22 protein-coding genes and 1 other RNA gene are annotated in these 23,267 nt (G+C 64.5%); 14 read left to right on the top strand and 9 right to left on the bottom strand.

The features are described 5' to 3' along the window. Window positions 1-38: 38 nt before the first annotated feature. The 4 genes from msrB (at window position 39) to BKM74_RS14270 (ending at window position 2,428) form a co-directional block, all read left to right on the top strand. Window positions 39-482 (top strand): peptide-methionine (R)-S-oxide reductase MsrB, encoded by a 444-nt coding sequence (gene msrB, locus BKM74_RS14255; RefSeq protein ID WP_086466384.1) that lies wholly within the window; start codon window positions 39-41, stop codon window positions 480-482. A 1-nt stretch (window position 483) separates the two neighbouring features. Continuing rightward, window positions 484-990, top strand: coding sequence for a peptide-methionine (S)-S-oxide reductase MsrA (gene msrA / locus BKM74_RS14260; RefSeq protein ID WP_086466385.1), 507 nt, complete (start codon window positions 484-486; stop codon window positions 988-990). 104 nt (window positions 991-1,094) lie between these two features. Then, a complete protein-coding gene (locus tag BKM74_RS14265; protein WP_086466386.1) occupies window positions 1,095-1,553 on the top strand; it encodes a carboxymuconolactone decarboxylase family protein in 459 nt (152 codons plus the stop codon). Next, window positions 1,550-2,428 carry a sigma-70 family RNA polymerase sigma factor gene (locus BKM74_RS14270; protein WP_086466387.1) on the top strand — a complete coding sequence of 293 codons (879 nt, stop codon included), beginning with the start codon at window positions 1,550-1,552 and terminating at the stop codon, window positions 2,426-2,428. The genes BKM74_RS14265 and BKM74_RS14270 overlap by 4 nt, the downstream gene beginning before the upstream one ends. A 38-nt stretch (window positions 2,429-2,466) precedes the next feature. Here BKM74_RS14270 and BKM74_RS18560 read toward each other — a convergent pair whose 3' ends face one another. The 5 genes from BKM74_RS18560 to guaB form a co-directional block, all read right to left on the bottom strand. Further along, window positions 2,467-3,003, bottom strand: coding sequence for a hypothetical protein (locus BKM74_RS18560; RefSeq protein WP_140056093.1), 537 nt, complete (start codon window positions 3,001-3,003; stop codon window positions 2,467-2,469). After that, entirely contained in the window at window positions 2,984-4,669 is a 1,686-nt protein-coding gene (locus BKM74_RS14275) for an anti-phage dCTP deaminase (RefSeq protein ID WP_086466388.1), read from the bottom strand. Before BKM74_RS14275 ends, BKM74_RS18560 begins: the two co-directional genes overlap by 20 nt. 166 nt (window positions 4,670-4,835) lie before the next feature. Next, the gene (gene guaA, locus BKM74_RS14280; RefSeq protein ID WP_086466389.1) at window positions 4,836-6,383 is read right to left on the bottom strand and encodes a glutamine-hydrolyzing GMP synthase; all 1,548 of its coding nucleotides are present in this window, start codon (window positions 6,381-6,383) and stop codon (window positions 4,836-4,838) included. Between the two features lie 13 nt (window positions 6,384-6,396). Next, entirely contained in the window at window positions 6,397-7,128 is a 732-nt protein-coding gene (locus BKM74_RS14285) for a GNAT family N-acetyltransferase (protein ID WP_086466390.1), read from the bottom strand. A gap of 34 nt (window positions 7,129-7,162) precedes the next feature. Next, window positions 7,163-8,626, bottom strand: coding sequence for an IMP dehydrogenase (gene guaB, locus BKM74_RS14290; RefSeq protein ID WP_086466391.1), 1,464 nt, complete (start codon window positions 8,624-8,626; stop codon window positions 7,163-7,165). Between the two features lie 225 nt (window positions 8,627-8,851). On the opposite strand from guaB, the gene BKM74_RS14295 reads away from it, so the two are divergent. Next, window positions 8,852-9,160: a type II toxin-antitoxin system HicB family antitoxin gene (locus tag BKM74_RS14295; protein WP_086466392.1), complete on the top strand. Its 309-nt coding sequence runs from the start codon at window positions 8,852-8,854 to the stop codon at window positions 9,158-9,160. On the opposite strand, the gene BKM74_RS14300 is transcribed toward BKM74_RS14295, so the two are convergent. The 4 genes from BKM74_RS14300 to BKM74_RS14315 form a co-directional block, all read right to left on the bottom strand. Further along, complete coding sequence (locus BKM74_RS14300; protein ID WP_086466393.1) at window positions 9,161-9,370, bottom strand: type II toxin-antitoxin system HicA family toxin; 210 nt, start codon at window positions 9,368-9,370, stop codon at window positions 9,161-9,163. Window positions 9,371-9,494: 124 nt separating this feature from the next. After that, window positions 9,495-13,112, bottom strand: coding sequence for a hydantoinase B/oxoprolinase family protein (locus BKM74_RS14305; RefSeq protein WP_086466394.1), 3,618 nt, complete (start codon window positions 13,110-13,112; stop codon window positions 9,495-9,497). Window positions 13,113-13,232: 120 nt separating this feature from the next. Further along, on the bottom strand, window positions 13,233-13,745 hold the full coding sequence (locus BKM74_RS14310) for an AAA family ATPase (protein ID WP_086466395.1): 513 nt from the start codon (window positions 13,743-13,745) through the stop codon (window positions 13,233-13,235). Between the two features lie 66 nt (window positions 13,746-13,811). Then, complete coding sequence (locus BKM74_RS14315; protein WP_176342547.1) at window positions 13,812-14,360, bottom strand: GNAT family N-acetyltransferase; 549 nt, start codon at window positions 14,358-14,360, stop codon at window positions 13,812-13,814. Window positions 14,361-14,624: 264 nt separating this feature from the next. Here BKM74_RS14315 and BKM74_RS14320 point away from each other — a divergent pair, with 264 nt between their 5' ends. The 9 genes from BKM74_RS14320 to BKM74_RS14360 all read left to right on the top strand — a co-directional run bounded on the left by BKM74_RS14320 (window position 14,625) and on the right by BKM74_RS14360 (window position 23,267). Then, complete coding sequence (locus tag BKM74_RS14320) at window positions 14,625-15,371, top strand: TerB family tellurite resistance protein (protein ID WP_086466397.1); 747 nt, start codon at window positions 14,625-14,627, stop codon at window positions 15,369-15,371. A gap of 43 nt (window positions 15,372-15,414) precedes the next feature. Further along, the gene (locus BKM74_RS14325; protein ID WP_086466398.1) at window positions 15,415-17,253 is read left to right on the top strand and encodes an ATP-binding cassette domain-containing protein; all 1,839 of its coding nucleotides are present in this window, start codon (window positions 15,415-15,417) and stop codon (window positions 17,251-17,253) included. Further along, entirely contained in the window at window positions 17,250-18,131 is an 882-nt protein-coding gene (locus BKM74_RS14330; protein ID WP_086466399.1) for a DMT family transporter, read from the top strand. The genes BKM74_RS14325 and BKM74_RS14330 overlap by 4 nt, the downstream gene beginning before the upstream one ends. Window positions 18,132-18,144: 13 nt before the next feature. Then, the gene (locus BKM74_RS14335; RefSeq protein WP_086466400.1) at window positions 18,145-18,849 is read left to right on the top strand and encodes an N-acetylmuramoyl-L-alanine amidase; all 705 of its coding nucleotides are present in this window, start codon (window positions 18,145-18,147) and stop codon (window positions 18,847-18,849) included. A gap of 64 nt (window positions 18,850-18,913) precedes the next feature. Beyond that, window positions 18,914-19,328, top strand: an RNA gene (gene rnpB / locus BKM74_RS14340) — RNase P RNA component class A. 333 nt (window positions 19,329-19,661) lie between these two features. After that, window positions 19,662-20,135: a division/cell wall cluster transcriptional repressor MraZ gene (locus tag BKM74_RS14345; protein WP_086466401.1), complete on the top strand. Its 474-nt coding sequence runs from the start codon at window positions 19,662-19,664 to the stop codon at window positions 20,133-20,135. Further along, complete coding sequence (gene rsmH, locus BKM74_RS14350; RefSeq protein ID WP_086466402.1) at window positions 20,132-21,097, top strand: 16S rRNA (cytosine(1402)-N(4))-methyltransferase RsmH; 966 nt, start codon at window positions 20,132-20,134, stop codon at window positions 21,095-21,097. The genes BKM74_RS14345 and rsmH overlap by 4 nt, the downstream gene beginning before the upstream one ends. Further along, complete coding sequence (ftsL, locus tag BKM74_RS14355) at window positions 21,094-21,507, top strand: cell division protein FtsL (protein ID WP_086466403.1); 414 nt, start codon at window positions 21,094-21,096, stop codon at window positions 21,505-21,507. Before rsmH ends, ftsL begins: the two co-directional genes overlap by 4 nt. Continuing rightward, complete coding sequence (locus BKM74_RS14360; RefSeq protein WP_086466404.1) at window positions 21,504-23,267, top strand: peptidoglycan D,D-transpeptidase FtsI family protein; 1,764 nt, start codon at window positions 21,504-21,506, stop codon at window positions 23,265-23,267. Before ftsL ends, BKM74_RS14360 begins: the two co-directional genes overlap by 4 nt.

The following is a 23,267-nucleotide window of genomic DNA, read 5'->3' on the forward strand; positions in this document are numbered from 1 at the left end:
ATATCAAGGACATCGACCACCAGCGGCGGAAGGATGAGATGAGCTACGCCAAGACCAAGGAAGCCATCGCCCGGCTGACGCCCGAACAGTACCGGGTGACGCAGGAGAACGGCACCGAACGCCCCTTCACCGGCGAGTACAACGACAACAAGGCACCCGGCCTCTATGTCGATATCGTGTCCGGGGAACCGCTGTTCGCCTCCTCCGATAAGTTCGAATCGGGCTGCGGCTGGCCCAGCTTCACCAAACCCATCGTACCGGCGCATGTGGCGGAGCTGCGCGACACCAGCCACGGCATGGTCCGCGTCGAGGTGCGCTCCGCCCATGGCGACAGCCATCTCGGCCATGTCTTCGAGGATGGGCCGCGCGACCGCGGCGGCCTGCGCTACTGCATCAATTCCGCATCGCTGCGCTTCATCCCGCGCGACCGCATGGCGGAAGAGGGCTATGAAGAGTATCTCGACCAGGTAAAGGAGAGCTGACATGACCGAAACCGCAATTCTGGCCGGCGGCTGCTTCTGGGGCATGCAGGATCTGATCCGCCGGCAGCCCGGCATCCTCTCGACCCGCGTCGGCTATACCGGCGGCGACGTGCCGAACGCAACCTACCGCAACCATGGCAGCCATGCCGAGGGCATCGAGATCGTCTTCGACCCGGCCATCACCAGCTACCGCCGCATCCTGGAATATTTCTTCCAGATCCACGATCCGACGACGCCGAACCGCCAGGGCAATGATGTCGGCCCCTCCTACCGTTCGGCGATCTATTATCTGAGCGAGGAGCAGAAGCGCGTGGCGCTGGACACCATCGCCGATGTGAACGCCTCCGGCCTGTGGCCCGGCAGGGTGGTGACGGAGGTGGAGCCGGCCGGCGATTTCTGGCAGGCCGAGCCGGAGCATCAGGATTATCTGGAGCGCATCCCCAACGGCTATACCTGCCACTTCCCGCGCGCCAACTGGGTGCTGCCGAAGCGTAGCGCCGCCGAATAAAGGGGCGGAGTAAAAAAAAAGTTCGGGCGCGCGTGTCACATTCCGCCCCTCTGTCTCGTCAAGCAGGCATCGACCCTGTTTACCTGACGAGAAGGAAGCGAAAGATGACACCGCGTCTGAACAATCCGCACGGCCTCGGCACCGGCCCGATCAAGGCCATGGTGGCGCTGGAGGGGGCCCTGTCGAAATGCAGCCTCGACCATGGGCTGCTGGAGCTGGTGAAGCTGCGGGCCTCGCAGATCAATGGCTGCGCCTTCTGCATCCACATGCATTCGACCTGGCTGCGGTCCTCCGGCGAGAGTGAGATGCGCCTCTACATGCTGAACGCCTGGCGCGAATCCTCGCTCTACACAACGCGCGAGCGCGCCGCCCTGGCCTGGACCGACGCGCTGACCCTGCTTGCCGAAACCGGCGCACCGGACGAGGATTACGCTCTGGTAAAGGCCGAGTTCAGCGAGGAGGAACAGGTGGACCTGACCATCGCCATCGGCGCCATCAATGTGTGGAACCGGCTGCAGGTCGGCTTCCGCGCCGCGCATCCGGTGGATAAGGCGGCCGCTTGAGCCATCAGGCCGCCCTCACCGGCCCGTTCGAGGCGCAGCGGCCGCGGCTGCTGCGTCTCGCCTACCGCATGCTGGGCTCCCGCGCGGAATCCGAGGATATCGTGCAGGAGGCCTGGCTGCGCTGGCAGGCCGCCGACCGCAGCAGCGTCGCAGAGCCGGCGGCCTATCTCAGCCGCATCGTGACCCGGCTGTGCCTGGATGCGCTGAAATCCGCCCGCGCACGGCGCGAGACCTATATCGGCCCCTGGCTGCCGGAGCCGGTCGCCGAACCGCCGGAAGAGGAACCCCGCGCCGACGAGCTGACCCTGACCCTGATGCTGGCGCTGGAGCGGCTGTCGCCGCTGGAGCGCGCCGCCTTCCCGCTGCATGACGTGTTTGCGGTGCCGCTGGGCGAGATCGCCGCGACGCTGGAACGCGAGCCGGCCGCCGTGCGCCAGCTGGCCGCGCGCGCCCGCCGGCATGTGCGCGAAGCCCGGCCGCGCTACGCGGTCGGGCGGGAGGAAGGCGAGCGGCTGGCCCGCGCCTTCTTCGATGCCTCCTCGAAGGGCGATGTGCAGGCATTGAGCGCCCTGCTGGCCGAGGAGGCGGTGCTGCACGCCGATGGCGGCGGCAAGGTGATCGCCTTCCACAACCCGATCATCGGGCTGGCGCGCATCCTGCGCCTCTATGCCGGCCTGCGGCGTAAATACAGCCCCGAGCAGATCGTGCTGCTGCGCCCGCTGCGCATCGACGGGCTGCCCGGCTATCTCAGCCGCGAACGCGACGGCATCCTGCAGACCACCGCCTTCGACATACGCGACGGCCGCATCGCCGCCATCTACATCACCCGCAACCCGGATAAACTCGCCCGGCTGGTGGATGAGGTGGGGGTGTGAAATGCAAAACTCAATTTCTGAGTATTATCTAACTGTGTTTAGGTGAGTGAGCGGGGATGAATCTCAACCAACCTTCCCCTGCGGTCAGCAACGCTATTGCGAAAAGCGGCAACGACACCTCTCTCAACCGCAGAGGAGTCCACAATGCAAGCCGTCATGCCGGAAATTCTCTCATCAGAAAACCACTGCTCGAACTGGTCGAGGCCACCAACTCGCCCTAGCGGTTTAGGCTCGAAAGAATTTAATCGTAACATAACAGCTTCAATATAGTTCATCGACCGATGATGAAAATAACTCATGATAAACTTATGATCAAAATGTGGCTTAGGGAAAACCGGCCTACCACGTAAATCGATTATCGTCTTAATGGAATTTTTAGCAAGAACGCCCAAAAGAACATTCTGATCTATATTATCCAAAGTTACGAATACAATAGATGCGATCTTCTCATAAGCTCCAGTGAAAAGATCGAGCTGCTGAGGATGAAGTCCATCTACTATCACACGTTCCGAAAGCTCATTCTTCGAGGCCGATGTGATAGGGAAGCTCAGTATGTTATTCTCCCGCATCGACATGAGCCTTAGTCTCAAATTCTGGAATCAGTTTGACTGCCTCACGCTCTACAGCATCTAGCTCGCGCAGCCTAACCGCATAGAAGGGCACTCCTCCCCTCTTAGGTGCATATCGACCATTCGATTCTTTGATCTCACCCCGCTTGACGAAAAAATCTTCATACATCCGTGGGCCAACACCAGTGTATGGAACGACCGCCATCTTGGTCTGAGCCCGAGCTTGCTCCGATCCAGAACCGAAGGCTGGCAATTCGCTTACTATAGCATCGGAATGGAGTTCGCAGGCGAGGCTTTTAGTATAAGGTTCGATAAAGTAAACGCGTGACACGCCGGCCGCCACGAGATGCCGAGCGCAATTATGGCACGGATAAGTTGTTACGTAGAGTGATGAATTGACGGTCTTTGCACCCGAACGGGCTGCCGCCAATAGCGCCGTCATCTCAGCGTGTATTGCACGCGAATATTCGATTGCATCCTTAACGCCAGGCATATCACGGAGCCTAGATGACACAGAAGTCAACACGTCACTAACTTTAGCCGAAACCGTTTCTCTCGATTCCGCAGCCAGATCTTTTCCCATCACTTCATCTAGCGGCACGAGCTGTTTGGCGATGTCATCAGAAAGATTCTCGGCCATCCACATGGCAATCTTCTCGTAGAGCTCGTGCTTTTTTCGATCATTATGGCAGCCGATAAACGTTCCTTTCTCGGAATCAAACTCCCAAGCGAAACAACGATTGTCTGGATTGGAATCGCCATCGTATATCCCCCCACCGAACTTAGGGGGGTCGTTAACCCCCGTGGCAATAAGTGTCCCATCAGGCGACATAAGAGCGGCACCAACCTGACGCGAAAGACATGCAGACTGAAGAGAGGCCGCATAAGCGTGATAAATCGCGCGTTCACCGCTCGTTGGACGAACCAATTGCTCATCAAGCAATAAATGAATGAACCGATCAATGTCGACATTCATCGCCGCTCCACTGGGCGAGTCGCTCGTATTGTCGAGAAAGAAATCCGCGAGATGGAAGGCGTCGCGAACGCGTTGCCCATACTTGTGTTCGTCGTCCTTCGCGTCGCGCCGCATAAAGTTGACAACTTTTTCCCGAGGAACTCCCCCATACTTCACGCCTTGGACCTTCGTTCCAATCAAGCGCTTTTCGCGCTTGGACTCGTCACAATGAACCGCGACCAGCCGGAACGAGAGGTCATACACCTGCCGCAAGAGATGCACCTCCTCAGGATGCTTGAGCGAGTCAAGTACAAAGGCAAGTTTGCTCTCACCCGGCGTAGCTTCTCCCCGAGCAGCCTTGATTTTAGTGATGACGGCGACAGCCAAGGCATGCCCACCATAATCTTTGCGTAATTTATCGCCGAGATTTTGTAGCTCAGAAGCTCTCTGAAAGCGCGTCAAACCCTCGTTCGCACCCTCTACGATTTCTGGAAGCTTAGGATCCAAAATTTGTATAATTAGATTGCTTAGCTTAACCGGTACAACTGTGTAACCAGCTTCCTCCAGCATAACGCAAATACGCTTACCCGCTGTGGATGTTCCTGCACCAGCGTGGCCTACAACACCGATCACTAACTCTTTAGACGTCGGCGAAATATTAGCGATGTCGGGCAAAGACGCGTCATTAGCGGCGGTCATCTTCGGTTTAGTCGCCATATGCCCCCCCGAACATCGCTCTCAAGATAGTTTCGCCTCAAATTCCACCACAAGGGGGAAGACCATCTTGCTCATTAACCCTTTGTACGTTCCCACCTCATAAGTCGATCTTGTCTTACTGACAAGTCGCCCATCTTTTCGATTAACGCCGCCGCTTTCGCTCCCCTCACTCCCACTCGATTGTTCCCGGGGGCTTGGAGGTGATGTCGTAGGTCACGCGGTTCACGCCTTTCACCTCGTTGATGATGCGGGTGGCGACGCGCGACAGGAATTCCATGTCGAAATGGTAGAAATCGGCGGTCATGCCATCGACCGAGGTGACGGCGCGCAGCGCGCAGACGAACTCGTAGGTCCGCCCATCCCCCATCACGCCCACGGTCTGCACCGGCAGCAGCACGGCGAAGGCCTGCCAGATCGTATCATACAGCCCCGCATTGCGGATCTCGTCGAGATAGACGGCATCGGCCTGGCGCAAGATATCCAGCTTCTCCCGCGTGATGCCGCCGGGGCAGCGGATGGCGAGGCCCGGCCCCGGGAAGGGGTGGCGGCCGACGAAGCGGTCGGGCAGGCCCAGCTCGCGGCCCAGCGCGCGCACCTCATCCTTGAACAGCTCGCGTAAGGGTTCCACCAGCTTCATGTTCATGCGCGCGGGCAGGCCGCCGACATTATGGTGCGACTTGATGGTCACGCTCGGCCCCCCGGTGAAGGACACACTCTCGATCACATCCGGGTAGAGCGTGCCCTGGGCCAGGAAATCGGCGCCGCCGATCTTCTTCGCCTCGGCCTCGAACACGTCGATGAACAGCTTGCCGATGGTCTTACGCTTCAGCTCCGGGTCGCTCTGGCCTTCCAGCGCGCCGATGAAGGTGTCGCTGGCGTCCACATGCACCAGCGGGATGTTGTAGTGGTCGCGGAACATGGTCACGACCTCTTCCGCCTCGTTCAGGCGCATGAGCCCGTGATCGACGAACACGCAGGTCAGCTGGTCACCGATCGCCTCGTGGATCAGCAGGGCCGCCACCGAGGAATCGACGCCGCCCGACAACCCGCAGATCACGCGGCCGGAGCCGACCTGTTTGCGGATCGCCTCCACCGCCTGCTGGCGGAACGCGGCCATCGTCCAGTCGCCTTTGCAGCCCGCCACCTTCAGCACGAAATTATGGATCAGCTTCGCGCCGTCCGGGGTGTGCACCACCTCCGGGTGGAACATCAGCCCGTAATAGTGCCGCGCCTCGTCCTCGATCAGCGCATAGGGCGCGTTCTGCGACAGCCCCTTGACCTGGAAGCCGGGCGGCAGCTTGGTGATGCGGTCGCCATGGCTCATCCACACCGTGTGCTTCTCGCCCACCCCCCAGAAGCCCTCGAACAGGCCGGAGGGCGCCTGCACGTCGAGCAGCGCGCGGCCGAATTCGCGGTGATGGCCGCTCTCCACCGTGCCGCCAAGCTGTGCCGCCATGGTCATCTGGCCATAGCAGATGCCGAGCAGCGGCACGCCCATGTCGAACACCAGCTGCGGCGCGCGCGGGCTGCCTTCCTCCGCCGGGCTGGCCGGCCCGCCGGACAGGATGATCGCCTTGGGATCGAAGTCGCGGATGCGCGCGGGATCGACGTTGAACGGGAAGATTTCGCAATAGACGCCGGCCTCGCGGACCCGCCTTGCGATGAGCTGCGTGACCTGGCTGCCGAAATCGAGAATCAGGATGCGGTCTGTCATGGCGGGCTCGTTCTCAACTTTCTTGCGTGGGGCTGCCGGCAGGTCCGCCTTGCGGCTTTTCCTGTGGCTTTTCTGGCGGCTTTTCTGGCGATCTGTGGTGGGGCCTGTCGAGCGGGCTGTCGAGGCGCGGAATCACGCGGCGCACATCGATCCAGTCATAGGCGGTTTCCGGTATTTCCTCCTCGCCGAACGGCGTCCCCATCTGCGAGGGGATGCGCTGGCCGGGGGCGGCGCCGAAGCGCAGATAGAAGCTCTCCGCCGGCTCATTGTCCGACGGCGCCCAGGCCCGCACGGACAGCTGGCCGACCGCTGCCATCGCCTTGAAGGCCGACGCCAGCAGGCGGCGGCCCACGCCCTGGCGGCGGCGGCCCGGATCGGTATGGATGGCGTAGATTTCCGCGTCCAGCGCCACATCCTCCTCGGAGCGAGGCGGGCCGAAGGCGATGAAGCCGACGATGGTCTCGTCCGCCGGTTTGTCGTCTTTCGCGGGTTGCTGCGGCGGCGTGCCGGGTGCAGGTGCGGGCGCTGGCGGGGGCACCAGCGCGGCAATCAGCACCATATTGTTGGTGCTCTCGATCACCTCGCCCCAGAAGGCGGCGGCGCGGACATCGGCGAAATCCTCGAACAGCTCGTCCGGGACAGGCCGACCGATCAGGCTGCGCAGCTGGACGCGCGCGACTCCGGTCGCATCGTCCAGCTCGGCGACGCGGACAGTCAGGATATGGTGCTGGCCGCTGTCGGTCACGTTGTCCTGCCGATGCTCCCTTCCCCCACCGTGCTCAGCCTTCGCTGCGGTAGTTCGGCGCCTCCCGGGTGATGGTCACGTCATGGACGTGGCTCTCGCGCAGGCCGGCATTGGTGATCTTCACGAAACGGGCATTCGCCTGCAGATCCTCGATGGTCTGGCTGCCGGTATAGCCCATCGCCGCCTTCAGCCCGCCGACCAGCTGATGCACCACGGCGCCCAGCGGCCCCTTGTAGGGCACCTGGCCTTCGATGCCTTCGGGCACCAGCTTCAGCGTGTCCTTCACTTCCTGCTGGAAATAGCGGTCCGCCGAGCCGCGCGCCATGGCGCCGACCGACCCCATGCCGCGATAGGATTTGTAGGACCGGCCATTATAGAGGAACACCTCGCCCGGGCTTTCGTCGGTGCCGGCGAACAGCGAGCCGATCATCGCGACATTGGCGCCCGCGGCGATGGCCTTGGCCAGATCGCCGGAGAACTTGATGCCGCCATCGGCGATCACCGGCACGCCCGCCTCGCGGCACACGGCGCTGGTGTCCATGATCGCGGTCAGCTGCGGCACGCCGACGCCCGCAACGATGCGGGTGGTGCAGATGGAGCCCGGCCCGATGCCGACCTTCACCGCGTCGGCACCGGCGTCGATCAGCGCCCTGGCGGCTTCCGCCGTCGCCACATTGCCGGCGATGACCTGGGTGTAGTTGGACAGCTTGCGCACCTTGCCGACCGCCTCGATCACCTTCAGCGAATGGCCATGCGCGGTATCGACCACCAGCACATCGACCTCGGCGTCGAACAGCGCCTCGGCCCGGGCCAACGCCTCGTCGCCGGTACCGACGGCGGCGGCGGCGCGCAGGCGGCCCTTGCCGTCCTTGGTGGCCGTCGGATAGAGCTGCGCCTTCTCCATATCCTTGACCGTGATCAGGCCGATACAGCGATAGGCGTCATCGACCACCAGCAGCTTCTCGATGCGATGGCGATGCAGCAATTCCTTGGCCTGCTCGCCCTCGATGCCCTCGCGGACCGTGATCAGATTGTCCTTCGTCATCAGCTCGCGCACCGGCTGCGCCGTGTTGCGGGCGAAGCGGACATCGCGGTTGGTGAGGATGCCGGCCAGCTTGCCGGTTTTCTGCTCGACGACGGGAATGCCGGAGATATGGTGCTGCGCCATCAGGCCCAGCGCCTCGCCCAGCGTGGCGTCGGGGTCGATGGTCACCGGATTGATGACCATGCCGGATTCGAATTTCTTGACCCGCCGCACCTCCTCGGCCTGCCGTTCGATCGACAGGTTGCGGTGGATCACGCCGATGCCGCCGGCCTGCGCCATGGCAATCGCCAGCCGGCCCTCGGTCACGGTGTCCATGGCGGACGAAATAAGGGGGATACCAAGCTCTATGGACCGGGTGAGACGGGTACGGGTGTCCACCTCGGTGGGCATGACCCGCGACTCTGCCGGCTCGAGCAGCACGTCGTCGAAGGTCAGCGCGTCACGAATCTGCATTGCGCCTCCATGCAAACGGGGCCGCACTATACACGAGTGCTGCGTCCTGTGAAGTACCAGATCGGGGAAAAAGGTGGCTTTTCTGATGCGCCCCGGCCAAGCCGCTCGACCGCCAGGTGACGGCCTTGCCCGACACGGTGAAGACATCGTAGGGATGGGCCTTGCTAAAGCCACCAGCGATGCCGAATATATTCGATAGGATTTTGGCCAAAGCGGTAGGAATTGATGACACGGCTTCTCAGGTGCCATGCGGAACAAAGCGGCGATGGGTGGGAGGCGACCTGCCTCGACCTCGACATCGCCGTGCAGGGCGACAGCTTCGAGGATGTCTATGCCGCGCTGCAGGACGCCGTCACGCTTTATCTGGAAACCGTCGCCGATCTTCCGGAACAGGATCGGCGGCGCCTCCTGAACAGGCCGGCCCCGCTGCCGTCACGCCTGCGCTTTCTCGGCTATGCGATCCGCAATGTCCTGTCGGACAGCCTGACAGGCCGGACCGCGTCGGCGGAGTTCACCCTGCCGATGGCCGCCTGATCAGCGGAACAGCGATTTCGGCAATCCACTCTGGCGGATCATTGAGCCTAGTGTACCCTGCTTGACCTCGTCGCCCTCGCGGGTGCAGGCGACCACGACAATTTTGGTTTCCCCATTCACCATGCCGCGATAAGTCCGGTGACTGCCCCGCTGGCGGGCCAGTTCGAAGCCGTTCGCTTCAAGAATACGCAGGAAGTCCCGGAAGTTCATGCAGCTATCGTGAACTGGCGGGTAGGTTCCTTCAATCAGAACGTTTGCGCAATATCTAGGGCTCGTATCCTCAGTACATACTACATTTAGCGATTCCGTCTGAAGTGCTCCCTACCCCCGCCGACTAGGCCTTCTTCTTGCCGTAGCCGCCGCCGCCCGGCGTTTCGATGATGAATACGTCGCCCGGCTTCATCTCGATCTGGTCGGTGTGCTTCAGCTCGACCACGGTGCCGTCGGTGCGCTCGACGGCGTTGCGGCCAGTCTTCGCTTCCTCGCCCCCGGCCATGCCGTAAGGCGGGATGCGGCGATGGCCGGACAGCATGGCCGCCGTCATCGCCTCGCGGAAACGGATGCGGCGAACCACACCATCGCCACCCTTGTGCAGCCCGGCGCCGCCAGAGCCCTCGCGGATGCGGAAATCCTCGACCAGCACCGGGAAGCGCCATTCCAGCACCTCCGGGTCGGTCAGGCGGCTGTTGGTCATATGCGTGTGGACGGCGCTGCAGCCGTCGAAATCCGGCCCGGCGCCGGAGCCGCCGCAGATCGTCTCGTAATACTGGTAGGTCTCGTTGCCGAAGGTGAAATTGTTCATCGTGCCCTGCGCCGCCGCCATCACGCCGAGCGCGCCATACAGCGCATCGGTGATGCATTGCGAGGTCTCGACATTGCCGGCGACCACGGCGGCCGGGTAGTTCGGATTCAGCATCGAGCCCTTGGGGATGATGACTTCCAGCGGCTTCAGGCAGCCCTCATTCATCGGGATATCGTCATCGACCAGCGTGCGGAACACATACAGCACGGCGGCCTTGCACACGGCGGAGGGCGCGTTGAAGTTGGTCTTCTGCTGCGGGCTGGTGCCGGTGAAGTCGATCTTCGCCGAACGCTTCTCGCGGTCGATGGAAACCGTCACCTTGATGACGCTGCCATCATCCATCTCATAGGCGAAGCTGCCATCCTTCAGCACGCCGATGACGCGGCGCACCTGCTCCTCGGCATTGTCCTGGACGTGCTGCATATAGGCCATGACCACGTCGAGGCCGAAATGCCCGACCATCTTGCGCAGCTCGGCCACGCCCTTCTCGTTGGCGGCGATCTGCGCCTGAAGATCGGCGACATTCTGCGTCACGTTGCGCACCGGATATTTCCCGCCGGTCAGCAGGGCGACCAGCTCCTTCTCGCGGAAGGCGCCCTTATCGACCAGCTGGAAATTGTCGATCATCACGCCTTCCTGATCGACGGTCACCGAATCCGGCGGCATCGAGCCCGGCGTGGTGCCGCCGATATCGGCGTGATGGCCGCGCGAGGCGACATAGAACAGGATTTTCCGGCCGGCCTCGTCGAACACCGGGGTGATGACGGTGACGTCCGGCAGATGCGTGCCGCCATTATAGGGCGCGTTCAGCGCATAGACATCGCCGGGCCGGATATCCGGGTTCTCGCGCACCACGGTGCGCACGCTCTCGCCCATCGATCCCAGATGCACCGGCATGTGCGGCGCGTTGGCGATCAGATTGCCTTCTTCGTCGAAGATCGCGCAGGAGAAATCCAGCCGTTCCTTGATGTTCACCGAATAGGCGGTGTTCTGCAGCGTCACGCCCATCTGCTCGGCGATCGACATGAACAGATTGTTGAACACTTCCAGCATCACCGGATCGACCTGGGTGCCGATGGCGACGCGGGTCGGCAGCGCCTTCACCCGGCGCAGCACCATATGATCGCGGGTCGTGACCTCGGCCTGCCAGCCCGGCTCCACCACCGTGGTGGCATTAGCGTCGGTGACGATGGCCGGGCCATCGACAATGCAGCCCGGCAAGAGGTCGAGGCGGTCATAGACCGGGGTGTCGTGGCGCTCCGCGCCGCAATACATCGGCAGATTGCCCTTGGCCGCCGGCAACACACCGCTGCCGGATTCCAGCACCGGGTCCTCGGCGGAATCGGTGACGCCGATCACCTCGACCGACAGCGCCTCCACCACCATGCCCTTGCCTTCCATGGAGAAGCCATAGAGCTGTTTGTGCGCCTCGACGAAGCGCTCGGCGATCTCCTGCCGGCTGCCGAACTCCACCACCTGCGCGGTATCGGAGCCGTCATAGCGCACATGGACCTTGCGCAGCACCTTGATGTGGTCGTCCTCTACGCCCTGGCCCTGCATCTCGGCGACGCCTTCCTCGGCCAGTACGTCGAGCTGGCTGGCGAGGCCGGCGATAAGATCGTCGGCCAGCTTCGCCTCGACCGCCTTTTCCTTCAACACGCGCAAATCGGCCAGCCCCATGCCATAGGCTGACAGCACGCCGGCAAAGGGGTGGATCAGGATGGTCTTCATGCCCAGCGCATCTGCCACGGAACAGGCATGCTGCCCGCCGGCCCCGCCGAAGCAGTTCAGCGCATAGCGCGTGACGTCATAGCCGCGCTGCACGGATATCTGCTTGATCGCGTTCGCCATGTTCTCGACCGCGATCTTCAGGAAGCCCTCGGCGACCTCCTCCGGTGTGCGCGTCACGCCCATCGACTTCTCGATCTCGGCGGCCATTTCGGTGAATTTCCGGCGCACCACATCGGCGTCCAGCTTCTCGTCGCGCTTCGGCCCGAACACCGGCGGGAAGAAATCCGGATGCAGCTTGCCGACCATCACATTGGCGTCGGTCACGGTCAGCGGCCCGCCGCGGCGATAGCAGGCCGGCCCCGGATTGGCGCCCGCCGATTCCGGGCCGACGCGGAAGCGTGATCCGTCGAAGAACAGGATCGAGCCGCCACCCGCCGCCACGGTGTGGATGCGCATCATCGGCGCGCGCATCCGCACACCGGCGACCATGGTCTCGAAGGCGCGCTCATACTCGCCGTTGAAATGCGACACATCGGTCGAGGTGCCGCCCATGTCGAAGCCGATCACCTGATCGAAGCCGGCCATCTGCGCGGTCTTCACGCAGCCGACCACGCCGCCGGCCGGGCCGGACAGGATGGCGTCCTTGCCCTGGAACAGGAAGGCGTCGGTCAGGCCGCCATTGGACTGCATGAACATCAGGCGGGTGTCGCCCAGTTCTCCCGCCACGCGATCCACATAGCGGCGCAGGATCGGCGAGAGATAGGCGTCCACTACCGTGGTGTCGCCGCGCCCGACCAGCTTCATCAGCGGGCTGACCTGATGGCTGACGGAAATCTGCGTGAAGCCGATCTCCTTCGCAACCTTCTCCAGCGCCGCCTCATGGTCGGTGTAGCGGTAGCCGTGCAGCAGCACGATGGCGAGCGATCGGATGCCGCTGTCGAACATCGCCTGCAGATCCGTGCGCGCCGCTTCGAGGTCAAGCTTGGTCAGCACCTCGCCCTGGGCGGTCAGCCGTTCGTCGATCTCGACGACGCGCTCATACAGAAGTTCCGGCAGGGTGATCTTGCGGGTGAACAGATGCGGGCGGTTCTGGTAGGCGATGCGCAGCGCGTCGCGGAAGCCCCTGGTGATCGCCAGCGCCGTGCGCTCGCCCTTGCGTTCCAGCAGCGCGTTGGTGGCCACGGTGGTGCCCATCTTCACGGCCTCCACCTGCTCCGCCGGGATATCCTCCTCGGATGTGCGGCCCAGCAGCTCGCGGATGCCCTGTAGCGCGGCATCGGCATAGGATTCGGGATTTTCCGAAAGCAGCTTGTGGGTGACCAGCGACCCATCCGGCTTGCGCGCCACGATATCGGTGAAGGTGCCGCCCCGGTCGATCCAGAACTGCCACTCGCCCGCGCCGATCATCTGTGCCGCCATGTTCCGTCACCCTGCTACGATCCTGCGATCTTGTCGCACTGCGGTAACGTACCTAGCAACTTCCCATGGTCCTGTCACGGCCCCCCGTCACGCCCCCCGTCACGCCGGTCACACGCGGGGCTATGGCGCCGTGTCCTGCACGGCCAGGCTAACCAGCCCGGCGATTGCCGCCTCGGGGGTTAGCCGGGCGGTGTCGATCACCACATCGGCTTCCGGCCAGGGGCGGTAGTCGCGCGCCTGCACGGCGGCCCAGTCGGGTTGCCGGTGCCCCGCTATGTCGGCAGCACGGCCCTCCACCCGGCGGCGGTGCTCCGCCGTATCGGAGCAGATGATTTCGACCTGGAGCAGACCGGCGCCGGCGGTGCGGGCGACAGCGGCCCAGCCGTCGCGGCTTTCGGGGACCGGGTTCACGCAGTCGGCGATGACAGTATGGCCGATCTCCAGATTGCTGCGGGCCAGCGCCATCGCCGCCAGATAGCCGGCGGCCTGCACCTCGCCCGACAATTCGCCGGACTCGCGGAGCGCCTGCTCAGCCTCGTCGATGCGCAGATAGACTGCCCGCAGCCGGTCCGCCAGCGCGCGCGACAGCGTGGTTTTACCGGTTCCCGGCAGCCCGCCGAACACGATCAGCATGATCCCTCCTCGGATAAGGCCGGCATCCTATCCTGCCGGCCCCTGCCGGGAAACTATGCTGGGAACCTAGGCCGCTTTCGCGCCGAGCTGCTCGAAGAAGCTGCCGACCGTGGTTTCCATCAGCCCGAAGGCTTCCTGGGCATAGCTGATCTGGTCGGGCAGGCCGAGATCGACAGTCAGCTCCGCTTCGCCATGATCGAACCGCATTTTCGGGTCGAACTTGCGCGACAGCGCCATCAGCCGGCGATTGTCGGACAGGCAGAACAAAGTCACCCGGCGCACCCCGCGATTGCGGGCCAGCGTGACGACGCGGCGCATCAGCTGCGTGCCGATGCCGCGCCCCTCGAATTCCGACTCGACGGTGATCGCCAGCTCGGCCTCGTCCATCCAGCCATTATGGGCGCGGATGACGAAGACGGCGCCGCGCAGCACGCCATCGACAAAACAGCCGAAACTGATGCAGCGAAGCCAGTCGATGCTCTTGGTTTTGTTGGAGAGATAGCCGTCATCGACAAAGCCGCCGAAGCGGTAATAGCGCTGTTCGCGCGTCAGCCGCGCCAGATGATCGGCGTAAGCGGTGGAATCGGTCGGCCAGAGACGTCTGTAAACAATCATTGGGGCACCTAACCTGCTGCGGGTACCCTCCCTGGGCCTTGCGGCCGCGACCATCCTTCAGGCCAAAGCCCGGCGGACGGCTTGTATCGTATCGTCGCTTCTGCGATACGTTGCTGTGCGGAGCAATGTTGCACTGCACAATAGACGATACATAAATGTTGTGTCCGCGCGCCCATGTCAACGAGTATCTCGTGGCAACCGGTACTGGTGCCCTGCGGCATTTCTGGGTAGGGTCGGGGCAAAGCGGAAGACTGAGCGAAATATATGAGCATTTGGGGCAAGATCATTGGCGGCGCGGCAGGATTCGCGCTGGGCGGACCGTTGGGCGCGCTGCTGGGCGCGCTGGCCGGCCATGCCGTGGACAAGATCCGCGCCATCGACACCGTCGAGCCGTCGCCGCAGCGCGACGAAGATGGCACACGCAAGATCGCCTTCACCATCGGCGTGATCGTGCTGGGCGCCAAGATGGCGAAGGTGGACGGCATCGTCAGCGAGCGCGAGATCCGCGCCTTCAAGGAAGTGTTCCGCGTCCCGCCCGACGAGATCAAGAATGTCGCCCGGGTTTTCAACCTGGCCAAGCGCGACGCGCGCGGCTTCGAACCCTATGCACGGCAGATCGCGGGTCTGTTCGAGCCCGGCTCGCCGGTGCTGGAGGAACTGCTGGCCAGCCTGTTCCACATCGCCAAGGCGGACGGACGGCTGCACGATGCCGAGATCAGCTATCTGAAGGAGGTGGCGCGCATCTTCGGCTTCGACGAATTCGCCTTCGAGCGGATCCGCGCCCAGCATACCGGCGAGGCGTCCGGCGATCCCTACACGGTGCTGGGCATCGCCGCCGACGTCGATGACGAGACGGTGAAGAAGACCTATCGCGACCTGATGCGCGAGAACCATCCCGACCGGCTGATGGCACAGGGCCTGCCGCAGGAATTCATCGAGATCGCCAACGAGAAGGTCTCGGCGATCAATGCCGCCTATGACCGCATCCGCAAACATCGCGGGATGAAATGAGCCTTCGCAAACGGACGGCCCTTCCCGGCCGGCAGTCATAAATATGGCGAGCAATCCCCCCATCGTGGCACTGCGCGGCGCCAGTTTGAGCTTCGGTGGCAATCCGGTGTTCGAGAATGCCGACCTGCCCGTGGCCATCGGCGACCGGCTGTGCCTGGTCGGCCGCAATGGCAGCGGCAAATCGACCCTGATGAAGGCGCTGGCCGGCCTCATCGACATCGATTCCGGCGAACGCTTCCGGCAGCCCGGCGCGCGCATCGCCTATCTGCAGCAGGAGCCGAACTTCACCAAAGGCAGCACCGTCGGCCAGTATGTCGCCGAGGGGCTGCCGCCGGTGCAGGACAATGCGCCACGCGATCATCTGATCGAATCCGTCGTGCGCAAGCTGGGCCTTGCCCCGGAAACGCCGACCGAGCGCCTGTCGGGCGGCGAGAGCCGGCGCGCGGCGCTGGCCCGCACGCTGGTCTCCGACCCCGATGTGCTGCTGCTGGACGAGCCGACCAACCATCTGGACCTGCCGACCATCGAATGGCTGGAGCAGGAACTGGCCGGCTTTCGCGGTGGCATCCTGCTGGTCAGCCATGACCGCGCCTTCCTGACGCGGCTGGGGCAGAAGACCTACTGGCTGGAGCGCGGCGATCTGCGGCGCACCAACCAGAGCTTCGCGCATTTCGAGGACTGGGCCGACAAGCTGCTGGCCGATGAGGAGATGCAGGCGCAGAAGCTGAACCGCCGCATCGCCGAGGAAACCCGATGGCTGCGCGAGGGGCTGACCGCCCGGCGCAAGCGCAATATGGGCCGGGTGAAGGCGCTGATGGTCAATCGGCGGGAGCGTGCCGAGCGCATCCGCCCGTCCGGCCGCATGACCGTCTCGGTGGAGACCGCCGATGGTGCCGGCACGGCGATCATCGAGGCCAACCACATCAGCAAATCTTTCCCGCAGCCGGACGGCACCGAGAAGCTGCTGGTGAAGGATTTCTCGACCCGCATCCTGCGCCGCGACCGCATCGGCCTGATCGGCCCGAACGGTGCCGGCAAGACCACGCTGCTGAAGATGCTGATCGGCGCGACGAAGCCGGACAGCGGCCGGGTGAAGATCGGCTTCGGCGTGGAGATCGCCTATTTCGACCAGAAACGCGAGCAGCTCAATCCCGCCACCAGCCTGTGGGAGACGCTGGCGCCCGGCGGCGACACTGTCTTCATCAACGGCAAGCCCAAGCATGTGGCGACCTATCTGAAGGAATTCCTGTTCCAGGACCGCCAGTTCCGCAGCCCGGTCGGCAGCCTGTCGGGCGGCGAGCGCAACCGCCTGCTGCTGGCCAAGCTGTTCAGCCAGCCGCATAATTTCCTGGTGATGGACGAACCGACCAACGATCTCGACATGGAGACGCTGGACCTGCTGCAGGAAGTCATCGCCGATTACGAGGGCACGGTGCTGCTGGTCAGCCATGACCGCGACTTCCTGGACCGCACCGTCACCGCCATGCTGGCGGTCGAGGGCGAGGGCAAGGTGACGGAATATGCCGGCGGCTACCGCGATTACCTGGCCCAGCGCCCGGCCCCCGCTGACGAAGCGCCGAAAGCCGCGAAATCCGCAACCACGCCGAAGCAGGAGCGCCCGAAGGCGGCGGCGGTCAAGCTCGGCTATAAGGACCAGCGCGAACTGGACCAGCTTCCCGGCATGATCGACAAGCTGGGCACGGAGATCGCCAAGCTGGAGGAGAAGCTGGCCGATCCCGACCTGTTCCGCCGCGACCCGGACGGCTTCCAGAAGACCAGCGCCCTGCTGGAACGCGCGCAGGCGGCACTCGCCCGGTCGGAGGATCGCTGGCTGGAGCTGGAAGCCGCGCGCGAGGCGCTGGAGCAGACGAAGACCGCATGACGATGACCCTGCGCGATGTCGCCCTCATCATCATCGTCATGGCTGTCTGGGGTGCCAATTTCGGCGTCAGCAAGCTGGGCCTGCAGGAATTGCCGCCGCTGCTGCTAGTCGGGCTGCGCTTCGCGCTGACGGCGCTGTTCCTGGTGCCCTTCACAAGGCTGCCGCGCGACAAGATGCTGCCGGTGCTGATGCTCAGCGCGTCGCTGGGCTTCCTGCATTTCGCGCTGATGTTCACCGGGCTGCGCCAGGTGGACGCCAGCACCGCGGCCATCGCCGCGCAGATCCAGGTGCCGTTTTCCGCCCTGCTGGCCGCCATCTTCTTCAAGGACCGGCTGGGCTGGCGCCGGGCGCTGGGCATGGCGCTGGCGATCGCCGGCGTGGTGCTGCTGGCCGGCGAACCGCAGACCAGCAGCAACATCCTGTATCTCGGCATGATCCTCACCAGCTCGATGATCTGGGCGGTGGCGGCGATCCAGATGAAGCAGCTCGCCGATGTCGATGCGCTGACGCTGAACGGCTGGATGGCCTTGTTCGCGGCGCCGCAGCTGCTGATCGGCTCCTGGCTGCTGGAGGACGGGCAGCTGGAGGCCATTGCCGGCGCCGGCTGGAAAGGCTGGGGGGCGGTTGCCTATATGGCGGTCGTCGTCACCATTTTCGGGTATGGTATCTGGATGAAGATGCTCAGCCGCTATCAGGTGAACCAGGTCATGCCCTTCACGCTGCTGGCCCCGATGTTCGGCGTGGTGGCCGGAATCGTCATGCTGGGCGAAGGCCTGACCCTGCTGAAGCTGCTGGGCGGTGCCATCACCATCTGCGGTGTCGCCATCATCACCATCCGCCGGCCACAGCAGGCGCAGCCCGCGGGACCACGATCATGACGGCGCCCCGGTCGTGACCATCATCGACAGCCCTTCGCCGAATTTCGGGCCGCGCCGCGACGGCAGGCGGCCCGACCTGCTGGTGCTGCATTATACCGGCATGAAGAGCGCCGCCGAGGCGCTGGAGCGGATGCGCGACCCGGCCTCGGAGGTCAGCGCGCATTACATGATCGACGAGGACGGCACCTGCCACCGCCTGGTGGACGAGGCAATGCGCGCCTGGCATGCCGGCGCCGCCTGCTGGGCCGGGGAGCGCGACGTGAATTCCGCCGCCATCGGCATCGAGCTGGTCAATCCGGGGCACGAGCATGGCTATCGCGGCTTCCCCGATGCGCAGATCGCCGCCTTGCTGTCGATCTGTACCGAAATCCGCGTCCGGCATGGGATCCTTCCCCACCGCATCGTCGGCCATTCCGACGTGGCCCCGGCACGCAAGCAGGACCCGGGCGAGCTGTTTCCCTGGAAATACATGGCCCAGCAGGGCTTCGGCCTATGGCCGAAGCCGAACCAGAAAGCAGCACCCGTCACGGTGATGGAGGCCGCCTTCCTGCTGGCCGAGATCGGCTATGACATCACCGACCTGCCCGCAGCCCTGGCCGCCTTCCAGCGCCGCTACCGGCCGTCGCTGATCGACGGCCAGCTGGACCGCGAAACCGCCGGCCTGATCAACGGGCTTGCCGGCATGCTGCCGCGCCAGGATGCGCTGGAGGCGAAGTAGCGGCAGCGCACTCCGCCATCTTGCTTGACCCGCCCGCCCGGACCCCCTACCTATCCGCGCGGGGTCAGACGGTCGGATGGCCGCCTTCCGGGCAACCGGGGGGAGGAAAGTCCGGGCTCCACGGAAACACGGTGCCGGGTAATGCCCGGCGGGGGCGACCCTAGGGAAAGTGCCACAGAGAGCAGACCGCCCGCCCCCTGTCTTAGGACAGGCGGCAGGTAAGGGTGAAAGGGTGCGGTAAGAGCGCACCGCGGTCCCAGCAATGGGAACGGCACGGTAAACCCCACCGGGAGCAAGACCGAATAGGGATGGCACGCCAGGTCGCAGCGATGCGAGGCTGGCAGGCGGGTTCCGCGCCGCTGTCCGGGTTGGTCGCGCGAGGCGTCCGGTAACGGGCGTCCCAGATGAATGGCCATCTCCCGCCAACCGCGCGCAAGCGCCGGCGGGGACAGAACCCGGCTTACAGACCGCCTGACCCCCTCTTATCTCCCTTTAGCACCTGATATCGCTTGGGTTTTCTCTCGCGCCAAAATGAGAACATTATGGCAACACAATAGAATCCCGCGAATATTTATCCACAGCCCGCGCTGTACTGGCGATGACTGTCAGCGGGTGTCCTGTCGTGCCGAAAAACCGGAATAAATCAAGAACTAACCCAGGAAACCACCAGTCAATCCCATTGACCACCATATATTCCCATGATATCCCATTTTATCCCATACGAGACCCATGGGATGCCATCGCCACCCAAAGGCGCTGCCGGATCGCGACCGGCGCACCGCCCGGGTGGGGATTTTCGAGGGGAGCTTTCGGTGGCGACGTTCATTGGCCAGCACGAGAACAAGATCGACAGGAAGGGGCGTGTCTCCGTTCCGTCGAAGTTCCGTGCCCAGCTCGCCAAGGAAGATTTCCAGGGCGTGGTCGTGTACCCCTCCCCCAAGTTTCAGGCGCTGGAAGGCTGCAGTTTCCGCCGTATCGAGCAGATCGCCGCCAGCCTGGACGATCTCGACATGCTCTCCGACAAGGCCGACGATCTGGCCGCCACGATCCTTGCCGAAGCCCGCGAACTCCCCTTCGACGGCGAAGGAAGGATCATGCTGCCGCGCGACCTGCTGGACGAGATGGGCATCGACGAGACCGCGCTCTTCGTCGGCCAGGGCTCGACCTTCCAGATCTGGTCGCCCGAGACCTACAGCCGGCGCAAGGAAGAGGCACGCCAGCGAATCAAGGATGGCGAGGTCACGCTGAAGCTGCGCCGCGACGACGATAAGGGGGGCGGCGGATGACCAACGCATCCCGGCCCCTGCACATTCCCGTATTGCGCGACCAGGTGGTCGCCGCCCTGGCGCCGCGTGACGGCGCCGTCTTCGTTGATGGCACCTTCGGTCTCGGCGGCTATGCCGGCGCGCTGCTGGAGGCCGCCGACTGCCGCGTCTATGGCATCGACCGCGACCCCGACGCGATCCGCCGCGCCGAGGCGATGGTGACCCGCTATGCCGGCCGGCTGATCCTGATCGAGGGCCGCTTCGGCGAGATGGACCGGCTGCTGGCCGACCGCGGCGTCGATGGCGTCGATGGCGTGGCGCTGGATCTTGGCGTCTCCTCGCCGCAGCTCGACGAGGCCGGTCGCGGCTTTTCATTCCGCGCCGACGGACCGCTCGACATGCGCATGGAGCAGGCCGGCCCCAGCGCCGCCGATCTGGTGAATGAGGCCGGCGAGGCGGAGCTGGCCGACATCGTCTTCCATCTGGGCGAGGAGCGGATGGCCCGCCGTGTGGCGCGCGCCATCGTCGCCGCCCGTGCCGAGGCGCCGATCGAGCGCACCGGACGCCTGGCCTCCATCGTGCGCAGCGTCGTACCGAAATCGAAGGACGGCATCGACCCTGCCACCCGCACCTTCCAGGCGCTGCGCCTGCATGTGAATGACGAGCTGGGCGAGCTGGACCGCGGCCTCGCCGCCGCCGAACGCGCGCTGAACCCGGCCGGACGGCTGGCCGTCGTCACCTTCCATTCGCTGGAGGACCGCCAGGTCAAGCGCTTCCTGAAGGCGCGTTGCGGCGAAGCCTCGCAGCCCTCGCGCCACATGCCGGTGGCCGCGACCGCCCCACGCGCCCCCAGCTTCCGGCTGATCGGCCGCAAGCCTGTCGTGGCCGACTACGCCGAGACCGCCGCCAACCCGCGCGCCCGTTCCGCCAAGCTGCGTGTCGCCGAACGCACCGACGCGCCGGCATGGGAGGAGGCCGCATGATCCGCCAGGGCTTCCTCTTCTGGGTCTTGCTGGTCGGCGGCGCCGGCGTCGCGCTGTTCCTGCTGAAATATGAAGTGCAGGCACGCGAGGAACGGCTGGCCCGGATCAATGCCGAGATCATCCGCACGCAGGAGGCGATCCAGGTCCTGCGCGCCGAATGGAGCTATCTGAACCGCCCGGACCGGCTGGCCGATCTGGCGACGCGCCATCTCGACCTGGTGCCGGCTTCCGGCCGCCAGATTGCCGTGTCGCTGACTGCCGTGCCGGAGGCCCGCCCGGTGATCACGCCCGATGGCCTGCCGCTGGCAACCAAGCCGCGCGCCGGCGATCCGCTGGTCTATGCCCCGCTCGATAAGCCCCGCCAGGACACGTTACAGCCGCTGCTGGCCGCGCAACGGAGCGTCCAATGACCCGCCTCTTCCGCACGCCCTTCACGCGCCCGGCAAATCCGGAGGCGCCGCCGCCCGCGCATCATGTGGCGCTGGAAGGCGTGGTCAAGCAGGCGCTGGAAACCGGCCGCACCCGGCTGGTCATCGCCGCTGCGCTGTTTGCCGCCGTGTTCGCCGCCGTTGGCCTGCGGCTGGTCGATGTCAGCGTGCTGTCCGGCGCCAGCGAGCCGCGCCTGGCCGAGACGCCGCGCGCCAACGCCAACCCGTCGGGCCGGGCCGAGATCATCGACCGCAACGGCCTGCTGCTGGCGACCAGCCTGGCCACGCCGTCGCTCTATGCCGATCCGCAGGCCGTGCTGGACCCTGCCGAGGCCGCGCGCAAGCTGGCCACCGTGCTGCCCGACCTCAGCGAGCCGGAGCTGATCGCCAAGCTGGCCACCGAGCGCCGCTTCGTCTGGGTGAAGCGCAATCTGACGCCGCGCCAGAAATACGAAGTGAACCGGCTGGGCATCCCCGGCTTCTATTTCCAGCGCGAGGAGCGCCGGTTCTATCCGCAGGGCGCCGCCGCGGCCCATGTGCTGGGCTATACCGATGTGGACGGGCGCGGCATTGCCGGCATCGAGAAATCCTTCGACGAGGTGCTGCGCAGCGGCAGCCAGCCGGTGCAGCTCTCGCTCGATGTGCGGCTGCAGCAGATCGTCCGCGACTCGCTGCTGGAATCGATCGAGGAATTCAAGGCCATCGGCGCGGCCGGCCTGGTCATGGATGTGCGCAGCGGCGAAGTGCTGGCGATGGTCTCGCTGCCGGATTACGACCCGAACCAGCCCGGCGGCATCACCGAGGAACAGCAGTTCAACCGCGCCACGCTGGGCGTGTACGAGATGGGCTCCACCTTCAAGCTGTTCAATCACGCGATGGCGCTGGACAGCGGCAAGGTGCGCATGGGCGGCGGCTTCGACGCCAGCCACCCGATCCGCATCGCGCGCTTCACCATCAACGACTATCACGGCAAGAACCGCTGGCTGAGCGTGCCGGAAATCCTGGTTCATTCCTCCAATATCGGCTCCGCCAAGATGGCGCTGGAAGTCGGTGCCGCCGGTCAGCGCGCCTTCATGGAAAAGATCGGCATGCTGGCCCGCCAGCCGATCGAGATTCCCGAGGCCGGCCTGCCGCTGGCGCCCAGCCCCTGGCGCGACATCAATGTGATGACGATCTCTTTCGGGCATGGCCTGTCGGTCAGCCCGCTGCATCTGGCGAGCGGCGTGTCGGCGCTGGTGAATGGCGGCCTGCTGCATCCGGCGACGCTGCTGCGGCGCGAGCCCGACGCGGCGTTGCAGAGCAGCCGCGTGATCGCCGAACGCACCTCCAATCAGATGCGCAAGCTGATGCGCTTGGTGGTCCAGACCGGCACCGGCCGCAATGGCGACGCCGAGGGCTATCTGGTCGGCGGCAAGACCGGCACGGCGGAGAAGCTGAGCGGCCGTGGCTATAACCGCAAGGCCCGGATTTCCTCCTTCATCGGCGCCTATCCGATCAACGACCCGCGCTATGTCGTGCTGGCGATGATCGACGAGCCGGTCGGCAACAAGCGTACCTTCGGCTATGCCACCGGCGGCTGGGTTGCCGCCCCGGTGGTCAGCCGGATTGTCGCGCGCATGGCGCCGATGTACGGAATTCCCCCAATTGACGAAAACACGCCAGAAATCCGCCGTGATCTGGTGGTCGATATCGCGCCCCGCGACCCCTCTCAGAACGGGAGCAAGCGCCTTGCGTCTTATTGA

This window comes from Oceanibaculum nanhaiense, from assembly GCF_002148795.1.
GTDB lineage: Bacteria > Pseudomonadota > Alphaproteobacteria > Oceanibaculales > Oceanibaculaceae > Oceanibaculum > Oceanibaculum nanhaiense.